We start from the raw sequence: 15,150 nt of genomic DNA, 5'->3' as shown, positions 1-15,150 counted from the left end.
TCGTCACGAGAGTCACGGATTTCGACCCGACCGAGGACGAAATTGTATTGGACCTTTTGGACTTCGACCGTTTTGGCCGACCACCCTCGGAGCAGGGAACCGTTGGGAACTTCATCAACCACCGGAGCCCTATCGTGTTGACCAATCAAGGCTTCACATCTGCCTCTGAGGCCGCGAAATCTACCCCCCCCAAGAAGTTCGCGGCGACATCTTGGTTTACTACGATGCTAAGGCAGGCGGCGCAGTTCTGGCCTATGTTGACGGTGAAAACACCGCGCATGAGTTCGCCCACCTGGACAATCTGACGATGGCTGACGTAGCCTCCTTGACCTCGAACCATTTCGATTACTCCTGACCGGTAGTCCGCACGGGAGCACCCCAGCGCTTCCTCACTCTGAACAGGGGCTCCCGGCGCCACGCAGGTCCATCACATCATTGGTCATCGGTGATCTTTCCAAAAGGTTGTGCTTGAATAAGCCAATCCTACCGGAAAAACCCGATGACCACTTATATCGTGCTACACCAGGTCTCGGACATCAATGGAAGGGATTTGCTTCCGCTCGACAAAGTTGGTCTCGCCTGCAGCAGGTCGCGCAGTCGCTGCAAACGGGCGAACGCGAAGTTTCACTGCCAAGACCGGTCGCCAGCCTAAAAGCAGAAAACCTGCACGTTGGCGCACCAGGAACGGTCGCAATTGTGCGCGGAGCCTCCTTTGAACTGCGTGCAGGCGATGCGATTGGAGTGATCGGACCTAGTGCGTCAGGCAAGTCGTCGCTGGATCGCGGCCTCGTCGATCTTTGGCAACCTTTGACTGGTGCTGTTCGTCTCGACGGCGCATCTCTGTCCCAGTGGGATCCTGCTGCCCTGGGACAACATATCGGATACCTGCCCCAAGACGTGTCGTTGTTCAGCGCTCGATTGCTGAAAACATCTCCCGCTTCGATCTCAATGCATCATCTGAAAAGATCATCCGTGCTGCGAAGGCCGCGGGTGTCTACGAGATGATTGTACAATTCTCCGACGGATTCGATACCAAGGCCGCTCCGCCTAACCGCCGCATGTCAAACCGATAGCCAAACTGTTCGAGCCATCCCATCAGTTTCTCCATCACATAGAACAGCACAATACGCAGTTAAAGTTTGGCGCAATTGGAGATTGATTTGCAAAGCCGGGGAAACGTCAATTTCGTCAACAAGGAAAACAAGACCTCAATCGGAGGATACGTCTCGGAGTCCGCAAGCGGTCCCTTGCACGGGCTCTCGGCTGCGGTGTATTGAGGCGTAACGGACTTGTGAACAGTCGCATGCAAAAGATGAACAACAAAGCGTTTAGGCTTACCTTCTTGGTCTTTCTGAACAACGTCATGCATAATGAGCCGTAGAACTTTGAAACATTCAAGCAGCTGTAGGCGCGCTCTTGCGCCCGGTTATCGGCAGCTACCGCTCCGTAATCTGTTTATGAACCCTCCGGGCGAGGATGTCATTCGATGCCGCAGTTGAGGGACGACGGCGCTGATCAGCTTTCGAATGTGGTTGAGCTGAAGTCGCTTTCCTTTCAGGAACCGCTCGCGATTGGTCTGATGCGATTGAGGGCCCAGCGCGGGTTGACGAACAAGGACCTCGCCGAGCAACTCGGCGCGTCGGAAGCCTATATGTCCAGGTCATCCGCGGCATGCGGGATGTCAAGCTGTCGATCCTCGACAAGATGCAGCGCGAGCGAAATGTCACGATCGAGGATTTGTTCAAAGTCACGGAAAGTGACCTTGCTCAGATAGCGGCATGGAGAGCCCGTCGAAAGCCACCGACGAGCTGACCTAAGCTAAGGCTCGCGGTTACACGCTTTCGACGTGGACTATTGATTCAGGTTGAACCAGAACCGCTGCTTCACGCCTTGGTCATTCGAGATATCGAAGAAATAGGGCTCAGTGCGGCGCGGCCGCGGCGTAACGATCTCCTCAATGCAGCTATCGCCGCGGTCGCCAAAGCTCCGCCGTATTGGTGATGAGCACTTCGGAAAGTGATTGCGGGGCACCGTCCTTCACGAAAAAAGCACTCGGCAAAACGCACGGTCGGCGAGACGGCGTTTTGCCCAAGGAAATGGCACGGGAAAGCATTGCCGGCAGCAGCCCCTGTCTCGCCGAGAGTGGCGGTTAGACCTGCGAGCGAGACCATCGCGCATGTCGTCTGCAGGCCGGCGAACTCGATCTCCTCGGCAGCCTTGGGCGCCGGCCAATTTGACGATGGTTCCGTCGGAGGCGAGAAACGCGCTCCCGCTCAACGCGCCTTCAGGTGTGATCGTCTGCAGATCGAGCCGCTCGGCGATCGATGACGTATCGAGAGGTTCTTGAGGGGCAGGGATCGGGTCCCTCTGCATAGGCTTTCTGATAGTAGCGACAAATCTCGAAGCCGCATCCTCCTCCACGGCGAGCACCAGGGTATTCGTCGTCCATGCAATGGTGCAGAAGAGGAGGCGAGTAATACCAACGAGCGCTAGTCAAAACCGGTGCGCCCAATCACGCATTCCAATTGACATGATCTTCCACGGCTGCGCGACCAGCTTGTTCCATGCGTCACAGCAATGGGAAACGATGTCGTCGTAGTCTTTGAATATCCGGTTGGACAACCAGTTCTCCCTCATAAATTGCCACAGGTTCTCGACAGGGTTCAATTCGGGCGACCGCGGCGGCAGGAACAGCAGGGTGACGGTGTCGGGTACTTTGAGTTTCGGCGTGACGTGCCATCCAGCCTGATCAACGATCAGCACGGCATGAGCACCTTCATCGACCGCCTGGCTGATTTCGAGCAGATGCTGGTTCATGGCATGGTTCATGGCATCGGTGTCGCAGTAGGGAAGAACAAGGCCCGCAGCTTTGCCCTTCTTGGGGCAGATGGCGCCGAAGATATAAGTCCACATCGTGCGTTGATCGAGTGGTGCCGAAGGCCTTGTGCCCTTGCGTGCCCATCGTCGGGTGATCTTGTTCTTCTGCCCTATCCGAGCTTCGTCGGCCCACCAGAGCTCAATCTCGACGTTCTTGGGGAGCCTGCTTTTGATGGTTGCCAGTGTGGCGGGGAAGTTTTTTTAAAACTCTCCAGGTCACCCTCGTTCTGGGCGTAATGGCGCGGACGAGCAGACAGCTTTGCAAAGCCGAGCGCCTTCAATTCGCGGCCAATGGTCGTCTCGTCCACAGAGATCCGGTATTCCTGGAAAAGCCATTGAACCAGATCCTTGCGCCGCCAGCGAACGACGCCATGCACTGCTGGTATCGGCCCGCTTTCGACAATCTTCGCCAAAGCCTGGCGATGCACAGCGGAAAGCTTTCCTTGATTGCCAGGCGCTTTGCCATTGATGAGCCCCGACGGGCCACGCGCATTGAAGCGAATAACCCAGTCGCGGACAATTTGCAGGGTCACGCCTCCGATCCTGGCCGCGTCGCTGCGTGAATGACCATCATAGATTTCGGCAAGGGCAAGAAGCCGCCGAGCCTGTGCCGCATCCTTCGTGCTCTTGGCCAATGCCCGCAGGGCAAAACCGTCGAAGTCATCGCGCAGTGGAATTCCCAATGTCATCCGCAAACCTCCGTTTGCGACAGAGATTCAGAATTCAACTGATTTGGAAACCGCAAAACGAGTCAGAAACCGCTCACGTTGGTATAAGCCGTCTTGCGCCACGATTCATGCTTGCATCCGTCATCGGGGCTCATGTCCTCATCAACGTGGACGTGCTTGCCAGGCGCCTCGATATTTCCGTTAACCTCGTCGCGAAGCTGATCGTCATCAGAGAGATCATGCATGTAAGCACCCGCATCTTCATGTGATCGTCGCGCTGGGCAATGCCAGCGGGAAGATGCTCAATCCTAATATCCGCGACTTCACCGAGTGGCGCACCCGCTTCGCCAAAAAGCCCGGGAGCGCGGAATAGCGACCGATTGTCAAAAGCGCATCGAGCGTGCTGGTCCATCGCGATGGTTTCCAGCGTCATGTATCGCGAGCGCTGAACAGCCCACTCGTCATTTTGCTCTAGTGTGACGTCCCAGAGATTGTGACTCGTTGAGCAAAGGTATTGGATAAGACTTTGCCATCTTTTCGCGGGCTTGGTCTGTCGAGAACATCCATCGGATTTGAGCACCACTTTCGGTTCGACGCCGCTCCCAGGCGTCAACCGCGGATTTGAGCAAGTCGCGGTTGTCGATACGGCGGTCAAGACACTGTCGGCGCATGACGCCGATCTCGATCTCAGCCATATTGAGCCAGCTCACGTGGCGGGGCGTGTAGTGGAATTCCAGACGTCGCAAGATCCGACGCGCCTCGGCGGCTGGGGAGGTCTGATAGACAGCGCAGGCCGTGTGGGTCGATAAATTATCCATCACGATACGGACCCGGTCGGCGTCGGGATCATCGAGGTCGACGAGGTCGCGCATGCAGACGGCGAAGTCCTCGTTGGCGCGCCGATCTGTGACCTTGACCTTGCGCCATGACCTATTGGCGTCGACCATAACGAAGAGGTTGGCCGTGCCATTGCGCTTGTATTCGGAGTCGTAGCGGTATCGCTTCCCCGGTTTCCGCACGATAGGCACGCGCACCTCGCCGATGAGCTGGATCGGACTTTCATCGAAGCAGACGACTGGCCGCTTAGGATCACTCGGCTCGGTGTAGAGATCGAGGAGATCCTCCATCCGGGCGATATATTCGCCATCGATTTTGGCGTAGTGGCCCCATAAATCTCCGGACATGATCTCTCACTTAATAAGTGAGCGAGGTAATGTGCCCATTATGACCAGTCACCATCCGAAGATAGAACTGCTGTCGGGTCCTGAACGCCGCCGTCGCTGGTCGACAACGCCTGCAACGAAAGCCGCTCGTGGCCCAACGTCAAACGCGTCTATCGGGTGATGAAGGTGCATGGCCTGCTTCTTCAACGCCATACAGCGGCGATTGATACGCGCCGCCACGACGGCCGCGTTGCCGTGGAGCAGTCGAACCTGCGTTGGTGCTCGGACGGCTTCGAAATCGGCTGCGACAACAAAGAGAAGGTCCGCGTTGCCTTTGCTCTCGACTGCTGTGACCGCGGGGCCATCGCCCATGTGGCGACCACCGAAGGGATCAAGAGCAAGGACGTGCAGGACCTTGTCATCACCGCCGTCGAGAACCGCTTCGGTCGCATCAACACCCTTCCACAGCCCATCGAGTGGCTGACCGACAACGGCTCGTGCTTCATGGCGAAGGACACGAAATCGCTGCTGCTCGATATCGGCATGGAGCCTTGCTCGACACCCATTCGCAGCCCTCAGTCCAACGGAATGGCCGAAGCCTTCGTCAAACCTTCAAGCGCGACTACGTCTCGGTTAATCACATTCCGGACGCCGAAACCGTGATCGCCCAACTGCCTTTGTGGTTCGAGCACTACAATGCGCTTCACCCACAAAAGGCTTTGAAATATCTATCCCCGCGTGAGTTCTTAAACCGTCAAACAGAAGTCTGATCCTGTCCGGTTTTTATGGGGCAACTCGCAGCCGCCGCGCGCAGTCTTGGTTCGGCGGGCAAGGTCAGCAATCGTTACGAAGGGGTTCGGCGCGATGGTGAACTCCATTCCATGATGTTCGCCGGTCCAGATCGCGTGCATGCCGCCTCTGTCGGCGATTTCGCAAAGCGTGACGAATTGCTCGTAGAGCGTCTTGTGGTCCTGCTCAGCATCCAGGCGCTCCATGTGAACGAAAAGTGAGAATTTCATGAGCGTGCGCCCTTCTTCACGGTCGGATGGACAGTGCCGCCGGTCTCGTCGCCGAAATACATGCCGAAATTGCCTATAGAGCTCTCGAGAACGAAACGATTGATGATGTCGGCAGTCGCACTACTGCTAAACCAGGCCGCAGCGATCTCGGCCGCTCTCAGAAACCGTCCTTCTCGTGGGGCACCCTCGCTGGCAAGCGCGTGGTAGACGATGTGTTGGCGACCATCGCTCTTGTCCTCGTAGACCGAATAGAGAAACCCGATGGTGACTTTCAGCCCGGTCAATTGATCGAGATGCGCGGCCAGCGTGCGGGCAGGATCGCCCCCTTGGACAGTGCAATTCGGGAGCGACAGAATTTCATCCCCCAGCAGGAACACCGAGCCGTGCTGTTCGAGCACCGCGCCGAGACGAATCTCCCCCTCGACGGCAGCGGAAACGGCCTTGCCTGCCAACCTCGGAGTGAAGTAGCCGCCACGTACATAGCCCAAACCATTTAGGCCGCTGTTTTCGAAGGCGATGACGCGTCCGATCATGATGACATGATCGCCCGCATCAATGATGTCCTGCATCGAGCACTCGAACCACGCCGCCACATCGGAGAATATCGGGCAGCCGCTCGGACCACGCCACCAATCTACTGCCGCGAACCTATCCTGCACTGGTCGGGCGAACGTGTTGGAAACTTCTTTTTGCGTTTCAGACAGGACGTTGATGGCAAAACGCGCCGCACCGGTCATCGTTGCATAATTGCGCGAGGTCTTGGCAACGCAAACGAGCAGCAGGGGCGGATCTAAGGAGACCGACGAAAAGGAATTGGCCGTAAACCCGATCGGCCTACCCGCCGCATCGCTGGCCGTGACCACTGTCACTCCGGTCGCAAATGCACCGAACGCGTCTCGCAAGACTCTCGGATCGATAATTTTCGCAGTCATCTCGGTTTCTCCAATGAAAGAACGCAAGGGGCAAAACACCGCCATTTGGCGGCTCTTCCTTGGGTTCTGTTATGTTTTGACCGACGTTTTGGCCGATCGAGTAAATCTCTTCCTTCCGTGAGACAGGCATCTGCCGTTCGGTTCTTGAACCATTCTCCAATGCGTGACCTGGCCTGTGGCTTCGGTCACAGAGTGGCGTTCTGCTCCCGGTTTCCCATTCTCCTGAAAGAGCGCAGCCCAGACCTGCCGGGCTCGCTAGAACGACATCAGGACAACCGGGATATCGTCGACGCGCCTTCCATGGTGGTGGGGTAATCCCCAATTTTTAACGGGGCTCGGCGGTAGAATTCACGCGGCCATTTTCAGTTTCTGTGCGGGTGTGATGCCGCCGATGCCCATATTGGGCCGTTCGTTGTTGTACGTCCATAGCCACTGCGTGGCGAATTCCTGTGCCTCCTCGATACTTTCAATGATGTATTGGTCGAGCCATGTCGGACGGTGCGGTTGTAGCGCTCGACATAGGCATTCTGTTGCGGCTTTCCGGGCTGGATGTGGCTCAAAGCAATTCCTCGCGTTTCGGCCCACTCCATCAGTTTGCCACTGACGTATTCAGGTCCACTATCCACACGAATGGCGAACGGTTTGCCGCGCCATTCGATGATCTGGTTCAGACTGCGGATGACGCGTTCAGCAGGCAGCGAGAAATCCACCTCGATGCCCAACCCCTCGCGGTTGAAGTCGTCCAAGACAGTCAACAGCCGGAATTGCCTACCGTCTTCCAAACGATCCGCCATGTAATCCATGGACCAAGCCACGTTCGGTGCTTCCGGCACGGTCAAGGCATCGGGCTTGTCCCGCTTCAAACGCCTGCGTGGCTTGATCCTGAGGTTCAATTCCAGCTCACGGTAGATGCGGTACACGCGCTTGTGGTTCCAGCGATGTCCCCGGACATTGCGCAGGTAAAGAAAGCACAGGCCGAAGCCCCAGGTCTTCTTCGCCCTCGTCAGCCCGATCAGGAGATCGGCAATCTGCTCGTTCTCGTCGTTCAGCTTTGCGCTGTAACGATAACATGTCTCGCTGACATCGAAGGTACGGCAGGCCAACGCAATGCTGACCCCACGCAACGCCACTGCTTTCCCAGCCATCTCCCGGCGTTGAGATGGCCGCGTCATTTTTTTCCAAGAGCCTCCTTCAGCAGTTCTGCCGGCATGCTCATCTCGGCATACATCTTCTTCAGCCGACGGTTCTCATCCTCCAGAGCCTTCATCTGGCTGATCATCGAGGCGTCCATGCCGCCATACTTCGAACGCCACTTGTAAAAGCTAGCAGTGCTCATCCCGTGTTCCCGGCATAACTCCGGCACAGAAACGCCGCCTTCTGCCTGGCGCAGGATGGCAAGGATTTGAGGTTCGCTGAATCTGCTCGTCTTCATCAAAATCTCCTCGATCATAAAGCCGGAGAAAATTCTACTTTTGAAGCCCGTTAATTACCGGGGGGATTACCGCCCAACTGCCTTTGTGGTTCGAACACTACAATGCGCTTCACCCACAAAAGGCTTTGGGATATCTATCCCCGCGTGAGTTCTTAAACCGTCAAACAGAAGTCTGTTCCTGTCCGGTTTTTATGGGGCAACTCCATGAGATGCGTCAAAGTCATGCATCGGCATTATCGCAACGTGGTCTGGATTGGTTATGGGTGCGTAGACTGCTGGTTCGTCAGATTCGCCCCGCATTGACCCCACGACGGTCGGAGCGACTTCTGGCGCGTTGCCGCGGAACAGAGAAGCGTTCAACCACTGAACCGAGTGTAGCGAGTAGTCTGTACCCATTTCTACGCTTGGCTTTCTAGTGGCGTAAAGGGCGGAATAATTGTCGACGTAATCCCTCGGAGACATTGTCTCTACGTTTCTACCCGCGGAAATACGCGAGCCGTGGTCGCCATGAACGACGATCGTGGCATCCTGAAACCTTTTATCGCTGACAACCGCATTAAAGAACTTATCCAGTTGCTTGGCCAGACAGAGCGTTTGAGCGAAGTAGAATCCATATTCTTCCGCGCGCGCCTCATCTAGCTTTTGACCTACCAACCCGCGTGCTTCCGTAAGATAGGATCTCGAAACCCAACGGTTCGTTGGTTTGCAATCTTTGTCGTAGACGGCAGGACTGTGCGGAAATAGAAAATGCCCAAAAAAGGCGTTCCCACGACCTTTATCTAGAATTGTGTTCTGAAACTGTTGAAGCCAGTAAGGAAAGGCTAGTTGGTCGTAAGATCGCGGATGCCATTCCTGCAATTCCGTCTCGAATGTCCCCAACATATTGGAGGCCGCGACTCCAACTGCTGCCATTGCAAAGCTTCTCCTGTTTCCATCCACCAGCGCCTTAACATCCGCCAGTGCCGCAGTAGCGGGAGGAACGTCCCGGTATGGTCCGCCCTCGATTCGCTGCCGTTCAAGAAACCTAGTTCCGTCAAATGATGCGAAGGTATGGCAATCGACTTTGATTTCGGTTTGGCAGTAATCTAGATGAGCAGACTGGAAGACGGTGACTGCTAACCCTTGTTGATGCCACAGATCGAACAACGACAATTCCTTGAAAGTCGTTACCTTGCCCGGGTACGCATAATGCGATCCATCGCCGGGGAAATTATACGAATAGTCCATGTTCAAGGCGGCTGGGACCGAAACTTGAGTAAGAACGTGCCGACTGAAGGCCTTTGAATGGAGCCGAAATCCATACTTCTGAAAAACCTGCAACAATGCGGCTTTGGCTTCTGCTCCATGTGGTAAATTTGTGTCGATCCCAGAAATGCCGATCATTTCATCAGTCACGATATAAATCACGGCCGGGGCAGATTCTTCGGCGCTCGCCTCAGTAATCAAGCCGCGGTCAAGAATTGTAGAGCCCAGTAAGGCTACCGCAAATGCGGCCATCATGCGGGGCACAGCGGCCATGAGCTTGAAGAGGGTAAGAGTAAGAACAACCAGTCCAGCGAGCGCCGATGCGGCGGCGCCCCACGTTCCGATGTGCTCTCCTAGTTTCCAGAAGAGACCGTATGAAAGATCGCCAAAAAGGAAAAGCGTAATGGCGAGTGTTCCTGCTGTTATGACATTGCCAACAGCTCCCCATTTATAACAAAGCGATGCAATCATACCCAAGGTAAGCCCAAGAATAGCAATGCAAGCGATGACGGCGTAACCTGCATCGCTTCTGGGATCAATATACACGCCCTGAAAAGCATCAATGATCGGAGTAACCAGAATTACCAGCGGTGATAGTAGTAACGCGATGCGTTTCATTTCTGCTTTCTCCTATCTCTCGAACGTGTACAATATTCGTTTGCTGCCAGGTATTAGGTGCTTACTTAGCACCCGAGCTTTCTGGCTCAACGCGCTCTCAAAAGACTCTTCGTCGTAATCACGGAAGATGTCCTCTCGACCCGCCAACATGCGTCGCACAGTTTCGTCGTCCTTGGGGACGAATTCGATAATTCCCTTTGGCGCAACTTCGGCCACCCACGCGACAACCTCGGCAAGGGGAACGTTGTGAGCAATTGCCAAATGATGTTCGAAGGCTAGCGCCAGAACAGCATCTGCCGAAAACCGTGAACTGAATCCTTGACGCTCCCACTCGCCCCACCCTTGGCTCGGCGATGGATTACGTGCATCAAGATAAAGTGGAAGAAAGTTCCTTGATGTCTGGACTGATCGGTCGAACGCAGCATCGAGCGCGTGCGGATCGAAATCAAATCCGATCGCCTTTTCTGCACCATTCTCCAAAGCTACGTAGCTAAAGTCACCCGTATTACAGCCAAGATCGATTATTGTTCGCGGCTTATGTTGAGCGACAAACTCTGCGACGTACTGCCCCTTATCACTTCTCTGGGTAGCTGTGTAGGTGTTGTTCGCCGCGTATCCTTGCCAAACCGTTTGCTTTCCAACATCAACTTTCAGTCCACCAATCCAGCTGTAAAGTTGGGCGAGCATGGCACGGAAGGCACCCTTAGGAAGCCGTCTCGCACTCGAGCTTCCAAGATCCGCCTTGGTCTGTGATGTCTTAGAGGACTGCAGCTTTGCAGGCAAAATAATATGTGTAAACAACTTATGGGACAGCCAATGTCGGGCACTCAGCAGCTTTACGAAGTCCGCACTCGGCACCCCTTCGAGATTGCCGCGATACCAGCTGTGGTGCGTAATGTCGAAAATGGAACGCAATAACAGGGGAATCAGAAACTGCTCACAAAATTGCTTATGGCCATACCAAAGCTGCCCATCACGGTACGGTTTTATCGACAGATGGTCGATGAAAGTTGGCCGCGACCCTTCAAACTGAACGTTATAAGCGGTCGCATCCGATAAGCAAAAACCCTGATCAAGTAGATCAAGCTGCAGTTGAAGATGAAAAAGAGCTGCCGCCTTCAATCCGGCAAACGACCACTCGTATGGGTAGGTGATTTGCTCCAGGCGGGGATGCTGCAGAACTCGAGCAATACTTCCTTGAAAAAGCTGGTGAACGCTCGGTTCCGCGTCTGAAAAGTCAACAAGTCGCCGTTCATCGACGAGCTGACGCATCGCCTTCTCTGCACTTGCAAACTCGATGGCTGCGGCAGTATCCATCGTTCGCAAGATGCAATCTTGGAAATTGAAGACTTGACCAGAGGGATCTCTAAAGGAGCCGGGGACGCGCCCCGGCTTCGGTGCGTCCGCCACCAACTTACTTACCGCCATTCTTGCCGTTGTTCCCCCGGCCTAAAAAAGATCTGACGGCCCATCTAATCCTATTCCAATAACCGGAGACAGTTGCTCCGGCGATCGCTAACGCGCCGATCAAGCCTTGAACGAGCATGCTGCCCGTGCCCGGGTCGAGATAAGCATGAGCTGGTACAATAGAAAGGATGAGAAATCCCGCAGCACCTATAAATATCGGCATCGATGTCCCCTTCGTGTGCTGGTTGCTATTCAAGTTCAACGATCGTCAACTACCTGTGCCTGTGCCTATCATTCCGCTGTTCTTGGGTCTGTTGAGCCTCGAATGCAGGCGTGGAAGCGGCGCCTCAGACAGGGTACTTTTGGCTAAAAGCGGAGAGGCAGGCAGCGCGTCATAGAGAAGCTCGAGCGCCCGCAACACGCGTCATCAAGGCACTAGGGTTCAGCCTCTGACCCGAGCTGGACTTCCCATGACCTTTGCGCCCGCAGGAACATCGCGCGTTACTACGCTGCCCGCGCCAACGACTGCATGATCGCCAATCGTCACGCCCGGGAGAATGATTGCGCCACCGCCGATCCAGACGTGCCTGCCAATGCAGACAGGTCGTCCGAGCTGCAGCCCCGCCTGCCGCTGCTCGGGGTCATCTGGATGATCGGCGGTATAGATCTGCACAGCGGGCCCAATTGCGGTTCCTTCCCCAATCGTCACCTTTGCCACGTCGAGGATTACGCAGTTGAAATTGAGGTAAGCGTGGGCTCCGATACGGATGTTGTAGCCGTAGTCGCAGTGAAAGGGCGGACGGATGACCGCTCCAGGCCCAACCTCGCCTAGCCGTTCGCGGAGGTACAAATGCCAACGTTCGGCGGAGTCCCCCAAACCACCATTGTACCGCTTCAGCCAAGCCCCAGCAGCCAGCAAGTCGGCTTGGATTTCCGGGTCCGCTGCATTGTACATCTCGCCCGCGAGCATCTTCTCTTTTTGAGTGCGTGTCATCGTTTCTTCTCAGACCGTCCTTGATAGCGTTAGTAGGTTGTTTCCCCGAAGGTACTGTAGGCCTAATTCCGGCTCGTTTAACGGCGAACGCCAACCGCACCCACTCAAATTCTTCCGCCGTCTCCTATCGACCATACGCGATGATTGGTAAAATCGATTGTTTGGATCAATTGCATCCGCGCGGTGGATGACAACAATATTGGGCGCACGCGATGAGTCTCGTGCGGAGTTCATGGGAGGGACAAAGACGAGAGTGACCCGGCCTGCGGCCGCGGATGGGCCGCTCTCGGCTCCGCCGGACGGCCTCATCGGGCACTTCTACGTCCACAACGAAGATGATTCAGGCTTCGTCTGCGAACGCGAATGACTTCTTCAACGGCCTGCTTGTCCTTATAGATCCAGCAAAGAAAACCAATCGTGGACGCTCAGTCCCAATTGTTCGAGGTGGGACGCCAGCGTATTTGCTAGGTCACCGCCTGCTGCGCTGCAACTCGGAAAGGGCAAGTTTTCATCGCCCAATGGAAAAAGCGAGCCGTGGCGCTCCAACACGGCGGCGGCGCAGATCTCTCCGCCGCCCGCTGCAGAGGAAACGGCTTTTGCAGGGACTCTCGGAGTGAAGTAGCCGCCGCGGGCATAGCCCAGACCATTCAAGCCGCTGCTTTCGAAAGCCGTCACGCGACCGACCATCATGACGTGGTCGCCCGCCTCGATGACATCATGCATCGAACATTCAAACCACGCCGCCACCTGCGCGAATATCGGACAGCCGTTCGGACCCCTCGCCCAGTCGACAGCAGCGAAGCGATCTTCCGCGGGGCGGGCAAATTTAATGGACACATTCTTCTGGGCTTCTGAGAGTATGTTGATCGCGAAGTGCTCGGCTTTGGTCACTGTTGGGTAGTCGCGCGAAGTCTTGGCAAGGCAAACGAGCAGCAGCGGCGGATCCAAGGATACAGACGCAAAGGAGTTGGCAGTAGAACCAACTGGCCTGTCCGCCGGATCGTTGGCTGTTATGACCGTCACTGCGGTCGGAAAGGCTCCAAAAGCCTCGCGCAAGGCTCTCGGGTTGAAAACATCCGCTTTCATGCTACTCCCTCCTTGCGCGCCAGCCATTCTGCCATCGTCGCGTTGACGGCTGCTGCGGTGAGTTTCACCATGTCCTGGCCCGCCGCGGGGTCGCCGCGATATGGCCCTTCCGCTCTCTGGCGACTTGAGATCTGCAATGTCCTGCGGATTCGAGCCGCCGTCGGAAGCCCTTCTTGAGATATTATGTCTTATGGTATGCCATAATATTCTGCTGTCAAGCGACTCTTCGTGCGGGCTCACCAGAGTGGTCAAGCCCGCGCCAGGTACAGCGGGCCAGACCATAGGCGCGCTTCAGGCATGAGATGCCTGCCTCGATGCCGGCGCGGAAGTTGCGGAGTTTGCAATAGACCCAACGGCTCTTGACCATTTCTTCGATCGTGAGGCCGCTCTTTTTGTGGAAGGCCATGTCGCGCACGCGTCTCGGCTCGACCTGACATCCATGCCGCCACGTGATACCAACGTGAGCGGTTTCTGACTCGTTTTGCGGTTTCCAAATCAGTTGAATTCTGAATCTCTGTCGCAAACGGAGGTTTGCGGATGACATTGGGAATTCCACTGCGCGATGACTTCGACGGTTTTGCCCTGCGGGCATTGGCCAAGAGCACGAAGGATGCGGCACAGGCTCGGCGGCTTCTTGCCCTTGCCGAAATCTATGATGGTCATTCACGCAGCGACGCGGCCAGGATCGGAGGCGTGACCCTGCAAATTGTCCGCGACTGGGTTATTCGCTTCAATGCGCGTGGCCCGTCGGGGCTCATCAATGGCAAAGCGCCTGGCAATCAAGGAAAGCTTTCCGCTGTGCATCGCCAGGCTTTGGCGAAGATTGTCGAAAGCGGGCCGATACCAGCAGTGCATGGCGTCGTTCGCTGGCGGCGCAAGGATCTGGTTCAATGGCTTTTCCAGGAATACCGGATCTCTGTGGACGAGACGACCATTGGCCGCGAATTGAAGGCGCTCGGCTTTGCAAAGCTGTCTGCTCGTCCGCGCCATTACGCCCAGAACGAGGGTGACCTGGAGAGTTTTAAAAAAACTTCCCCGCCACACTGGCAACCATCAAAAGCAGGCTCCCCAAGAACATCGAGATCGAGCTCTGGTGGGCCGACGAAGCTCGGATAGGGCAGAAGAACAAGATCACCCGACGATGGGCACGCAAGGGCACAAGGCCTTCGGCACCACTCGATCAACGCACGATGTGGACTTATATCTTCGGCGCCATCTGCCCCAAGAAGGGCAAAGCTGCGGGCCTTGTTCTTCCCTACTGCGACACCGATGCCATGAACCATGCCATGAACCAGCATCTGCTCGAAATCAGCCAGGCGGTCGATGAAGGTGCTCATGCCGTGCTGATCGTTGATCAGGCTGGATGGCACGTCACGCCGAAACTCAAAGTACCCGACACCGTCACCCTGCTGTTCCTGCCGCCGCGGTCGCCCGAATTGAACCCTGTCGAGAACCTGTGGCAATTTATGAGGGAGAACTGGTTGTCCAACCGGATATTCAAAGACTACGACGACATCGTTTCCCATTGCTGTGACGCATGGAACAAGCTGGTCGCGCAGCCGTGGAAGATCATGTCAATTGGAATGCGTGATTGGGCGCACCGGTTTTGATTAGCGCTCGTTGGTATCACTCTTGAGAGCAAGACCAAGTTGGTCGAGTTTGGTCGGTTTGCTCAGAGAGATGCGAGCAAACGCGGCAGAAATCGCCCG

Annotated in this window: 10 protein-coding genes and 6 pseudogenes; 5 read left to right on the top strand and 11 right to left on the bottom strand. The window is 55.8% G+C overall.

Annotated elements, in window-relative coordinates; all coding sequences use genetic code 11:
* Positions 1-211 precede the first annotated feature (211 nt).
* Together WGT02_RS30845 and WGT02_RS30840 are read left to right on the top strand one after the other, a co-directional pair.
* Positions 212-355: a hypothetical protein gene (locus WGT02_RS30845; protein ID WP_208245919.1), complete on the top strand. Its 144-nt coding sequence runs from the start codon at positions 212-214 to the stop codon at positions 353-355.
* A gap of 182 nt (positions 356-537) precedes the next feature.
* Positions 538-1,064, top strand: a pseudogene (locus WGT02_RS30840) (ATP-binding cassette domain-containing protein); the annotation flags it as partial.
* A 1,429-nt stretch (positions 1,065-2,493) separates the two neighbouring features.
* Here WGT02_RS30840 and WGT02_RS30835 read toward each other — a convergent pair.
* A protein-coding gene (locus WGT02_RS30835; protein ID WP_208245917.1) for an IS630 family transposase occupies positions 2,494-3,566 on the bottom strand; the annotation gives its coding sequence in 2 pieces (ribosomal slippage) (positions 2,494-3,080 and positions 3,080-3,566; 1,074 coding nt in all).
* A 107-nt stretch (positions 3,567-3,673) separates the two neighbouring features.
* On the opposite strand from WGT02_RS30835, the gene WGT02_RS30830 reads away from it, so the two are divergent.
* Positions 3,674-3,814 (top strand): hypothetical protein, encoded by a 141-nt coding sequence (locus WGT02_RS30830; RefSeq protein ID WP_208245915.1) that lies wholly within the window; start codon positions 3,674-3,676, stop codon positions 3,812-3,814.
* Between the two features lie 192 nt (positions 3,815-4,006).
* Here the strand turns inward: WGT02_RS30830 and WGT02_RS30825 are convergent.
* Positions 4,007-4,699 (bottom strand): annotated as a pseudogene (locus WGT02_RS30825) (IS630 family transposase); the annotation flags it as partial.
* Between the two features lie 135 nt (positions 4,700-4,834).
* Between WGT02_RS30825 and WGT02_RS30820 the strand changes: the two are divergent.
* Positions 4,835-5,478 (top strand): annotated as a pseudogene (locus tag WGT02_RS30820) (DDE-type integrase/transposase/recombinase); the annotation flags it as partial.
* A gap of 30 nt (positions 5,479-5,508) precedes the next feature.
* Here the strand turns inward: WGT02_RS30820 and WGT02_RS30815 are convergent.
* The 9 genes and pseudogenes from WGT02_RS30815 to WGT02_RS30775 all read right to left on the bottom strand — a co-directional run.
* Positions 5,509-5,727: pseudogene (locus WGT02_RS30815) on the bottom strand (LLM class flavin-dependent oxidoreductase); the annotation flags it as partial.
* Positions 5,724-6,659 (bottom strand): flavin reductase family protein, encoded by a 936-nt coding sequence (locus WGT02_RS30810; protein ID WP_024318862.1) that lies wholly within the window; start codon positions 6,657-6,659, stop codon positions 5,724-5,726. The pseudogene WGT02_RS30815 and the gene WGT02_RS30810, both read right to left, overlap by 4 nt.
* Positions 6,660-7,007: 348 nt before the next feature.
* Positions 7,008-8,091 (bottom strand): annotated as a pseudogene (locus WGT02_RS30805) (IS3 family transposase).
* A gap of 189 nt (positions 8,092-8,280) precedes the next feature.
* Positions 8,281-9,954: a sulfatase-like hydrolase/transferase gene (locus WGT02_RS30800; RefSeq protein WP_208245911.1), complete on the bottom strand. Its 1,674-nt coding sequence runs from the start codon at positions 9,952-9,954 to the stop codon at positions 8,281-8,283.
* 12 nt (positions 9,955-9,966) lie between these two features.
* Positions 9,967-11,382 (bottom strand): SAM-dependent methyltransferase, encoded by a 1,416-nt coding sequence (locus WGT02_RS30795; protein ID WP_208245909.1) that lies wholly within the window; start codon positions 11,380-11,382, stop codon positions 9,967-9,969.
* The gene (locus tag WGT02_RS30790) at positions 11,369-11,584 is read right to left on the bottom strand and encodes a hypothetical protein (protein WP_082323320.1); all 216 of its coding nucleotides are present in this window, start codon (positions 11,582-11,584) and stop codon (positions 11,369-11,371) included. Before WGT02_RS30790 ends, WGT02_RS30795 begins: the two co-directional genes overlap by 14 nt.
* Before the next feature lie 219 nt (positions 11,585-11,803).
* Positions 11,804-12,355, bottom strand: coding sequence for a nodulation O-acetyltransferase NodL (gene nodL / locus WGT02_RS30785; RefSeq protein ID WP_024318860.1), 552 nt, complete (start codon positions 12,353-12,355; stop codon positions 11,804-11,806).
* A 390-nt stretch (positions 12,356-12,745) separates the two neighbouring features.
* Entirely contained in the window at positions 12,746-13,441 is a 696-nt protein-coding gene (locus WGT02_RS30780) for a flavin reductase family protein (RefSeq protein ID WP_024318859.1), read from the bottom strand.
* 214 nt (positions 13,442-13,655) lie between these two features.
* A pseudogene (locus WGT02_RS30775) lies at positions 13,656-13,856 on the bottom strand (hypothetical protein); the annotation flags it as partial.
* A 122-nt stretch (positions 13,857-13,978) separates the two neighbouring features.
* On the opposite strand from WGT02_RS30775, the gene WGT02_RS30770 reads away from it, so the two are divergent.
* Positions 13,979-15,051 (top strand): IS630 family transposase gene (locus WGT02_RS30770; RefSeq protein ID WP_208245907.1). Its coding sequence is split into 2 segments (ribosomal slippage): positions 13,979-14,465 and positions 14,465-15,051, totalling 1,074 coding nucleotides; the frame shifts between segments, so codons are not numbered across the junction.
* Positions 15,052-15,150: the final 99 nt, after the last annotated feature.

The sequence above is a fragment of the Rhizobium sp. T1470 genome (assembly GCF_042140505.1).
In the GTDB taxonomy this organism is placed as follows: Bacteria; Pseudomonadota; Alphaproteobacteria; order Rhizobiales; family Rhizobiaceae; genus Rhizobium; species Rhizobium favelukesii.
The sequence above is the reverse complement of the archived record's forward strand: the minus strand, read 5'-3'. Positions and strand labels throughout refer to the sequence as shown.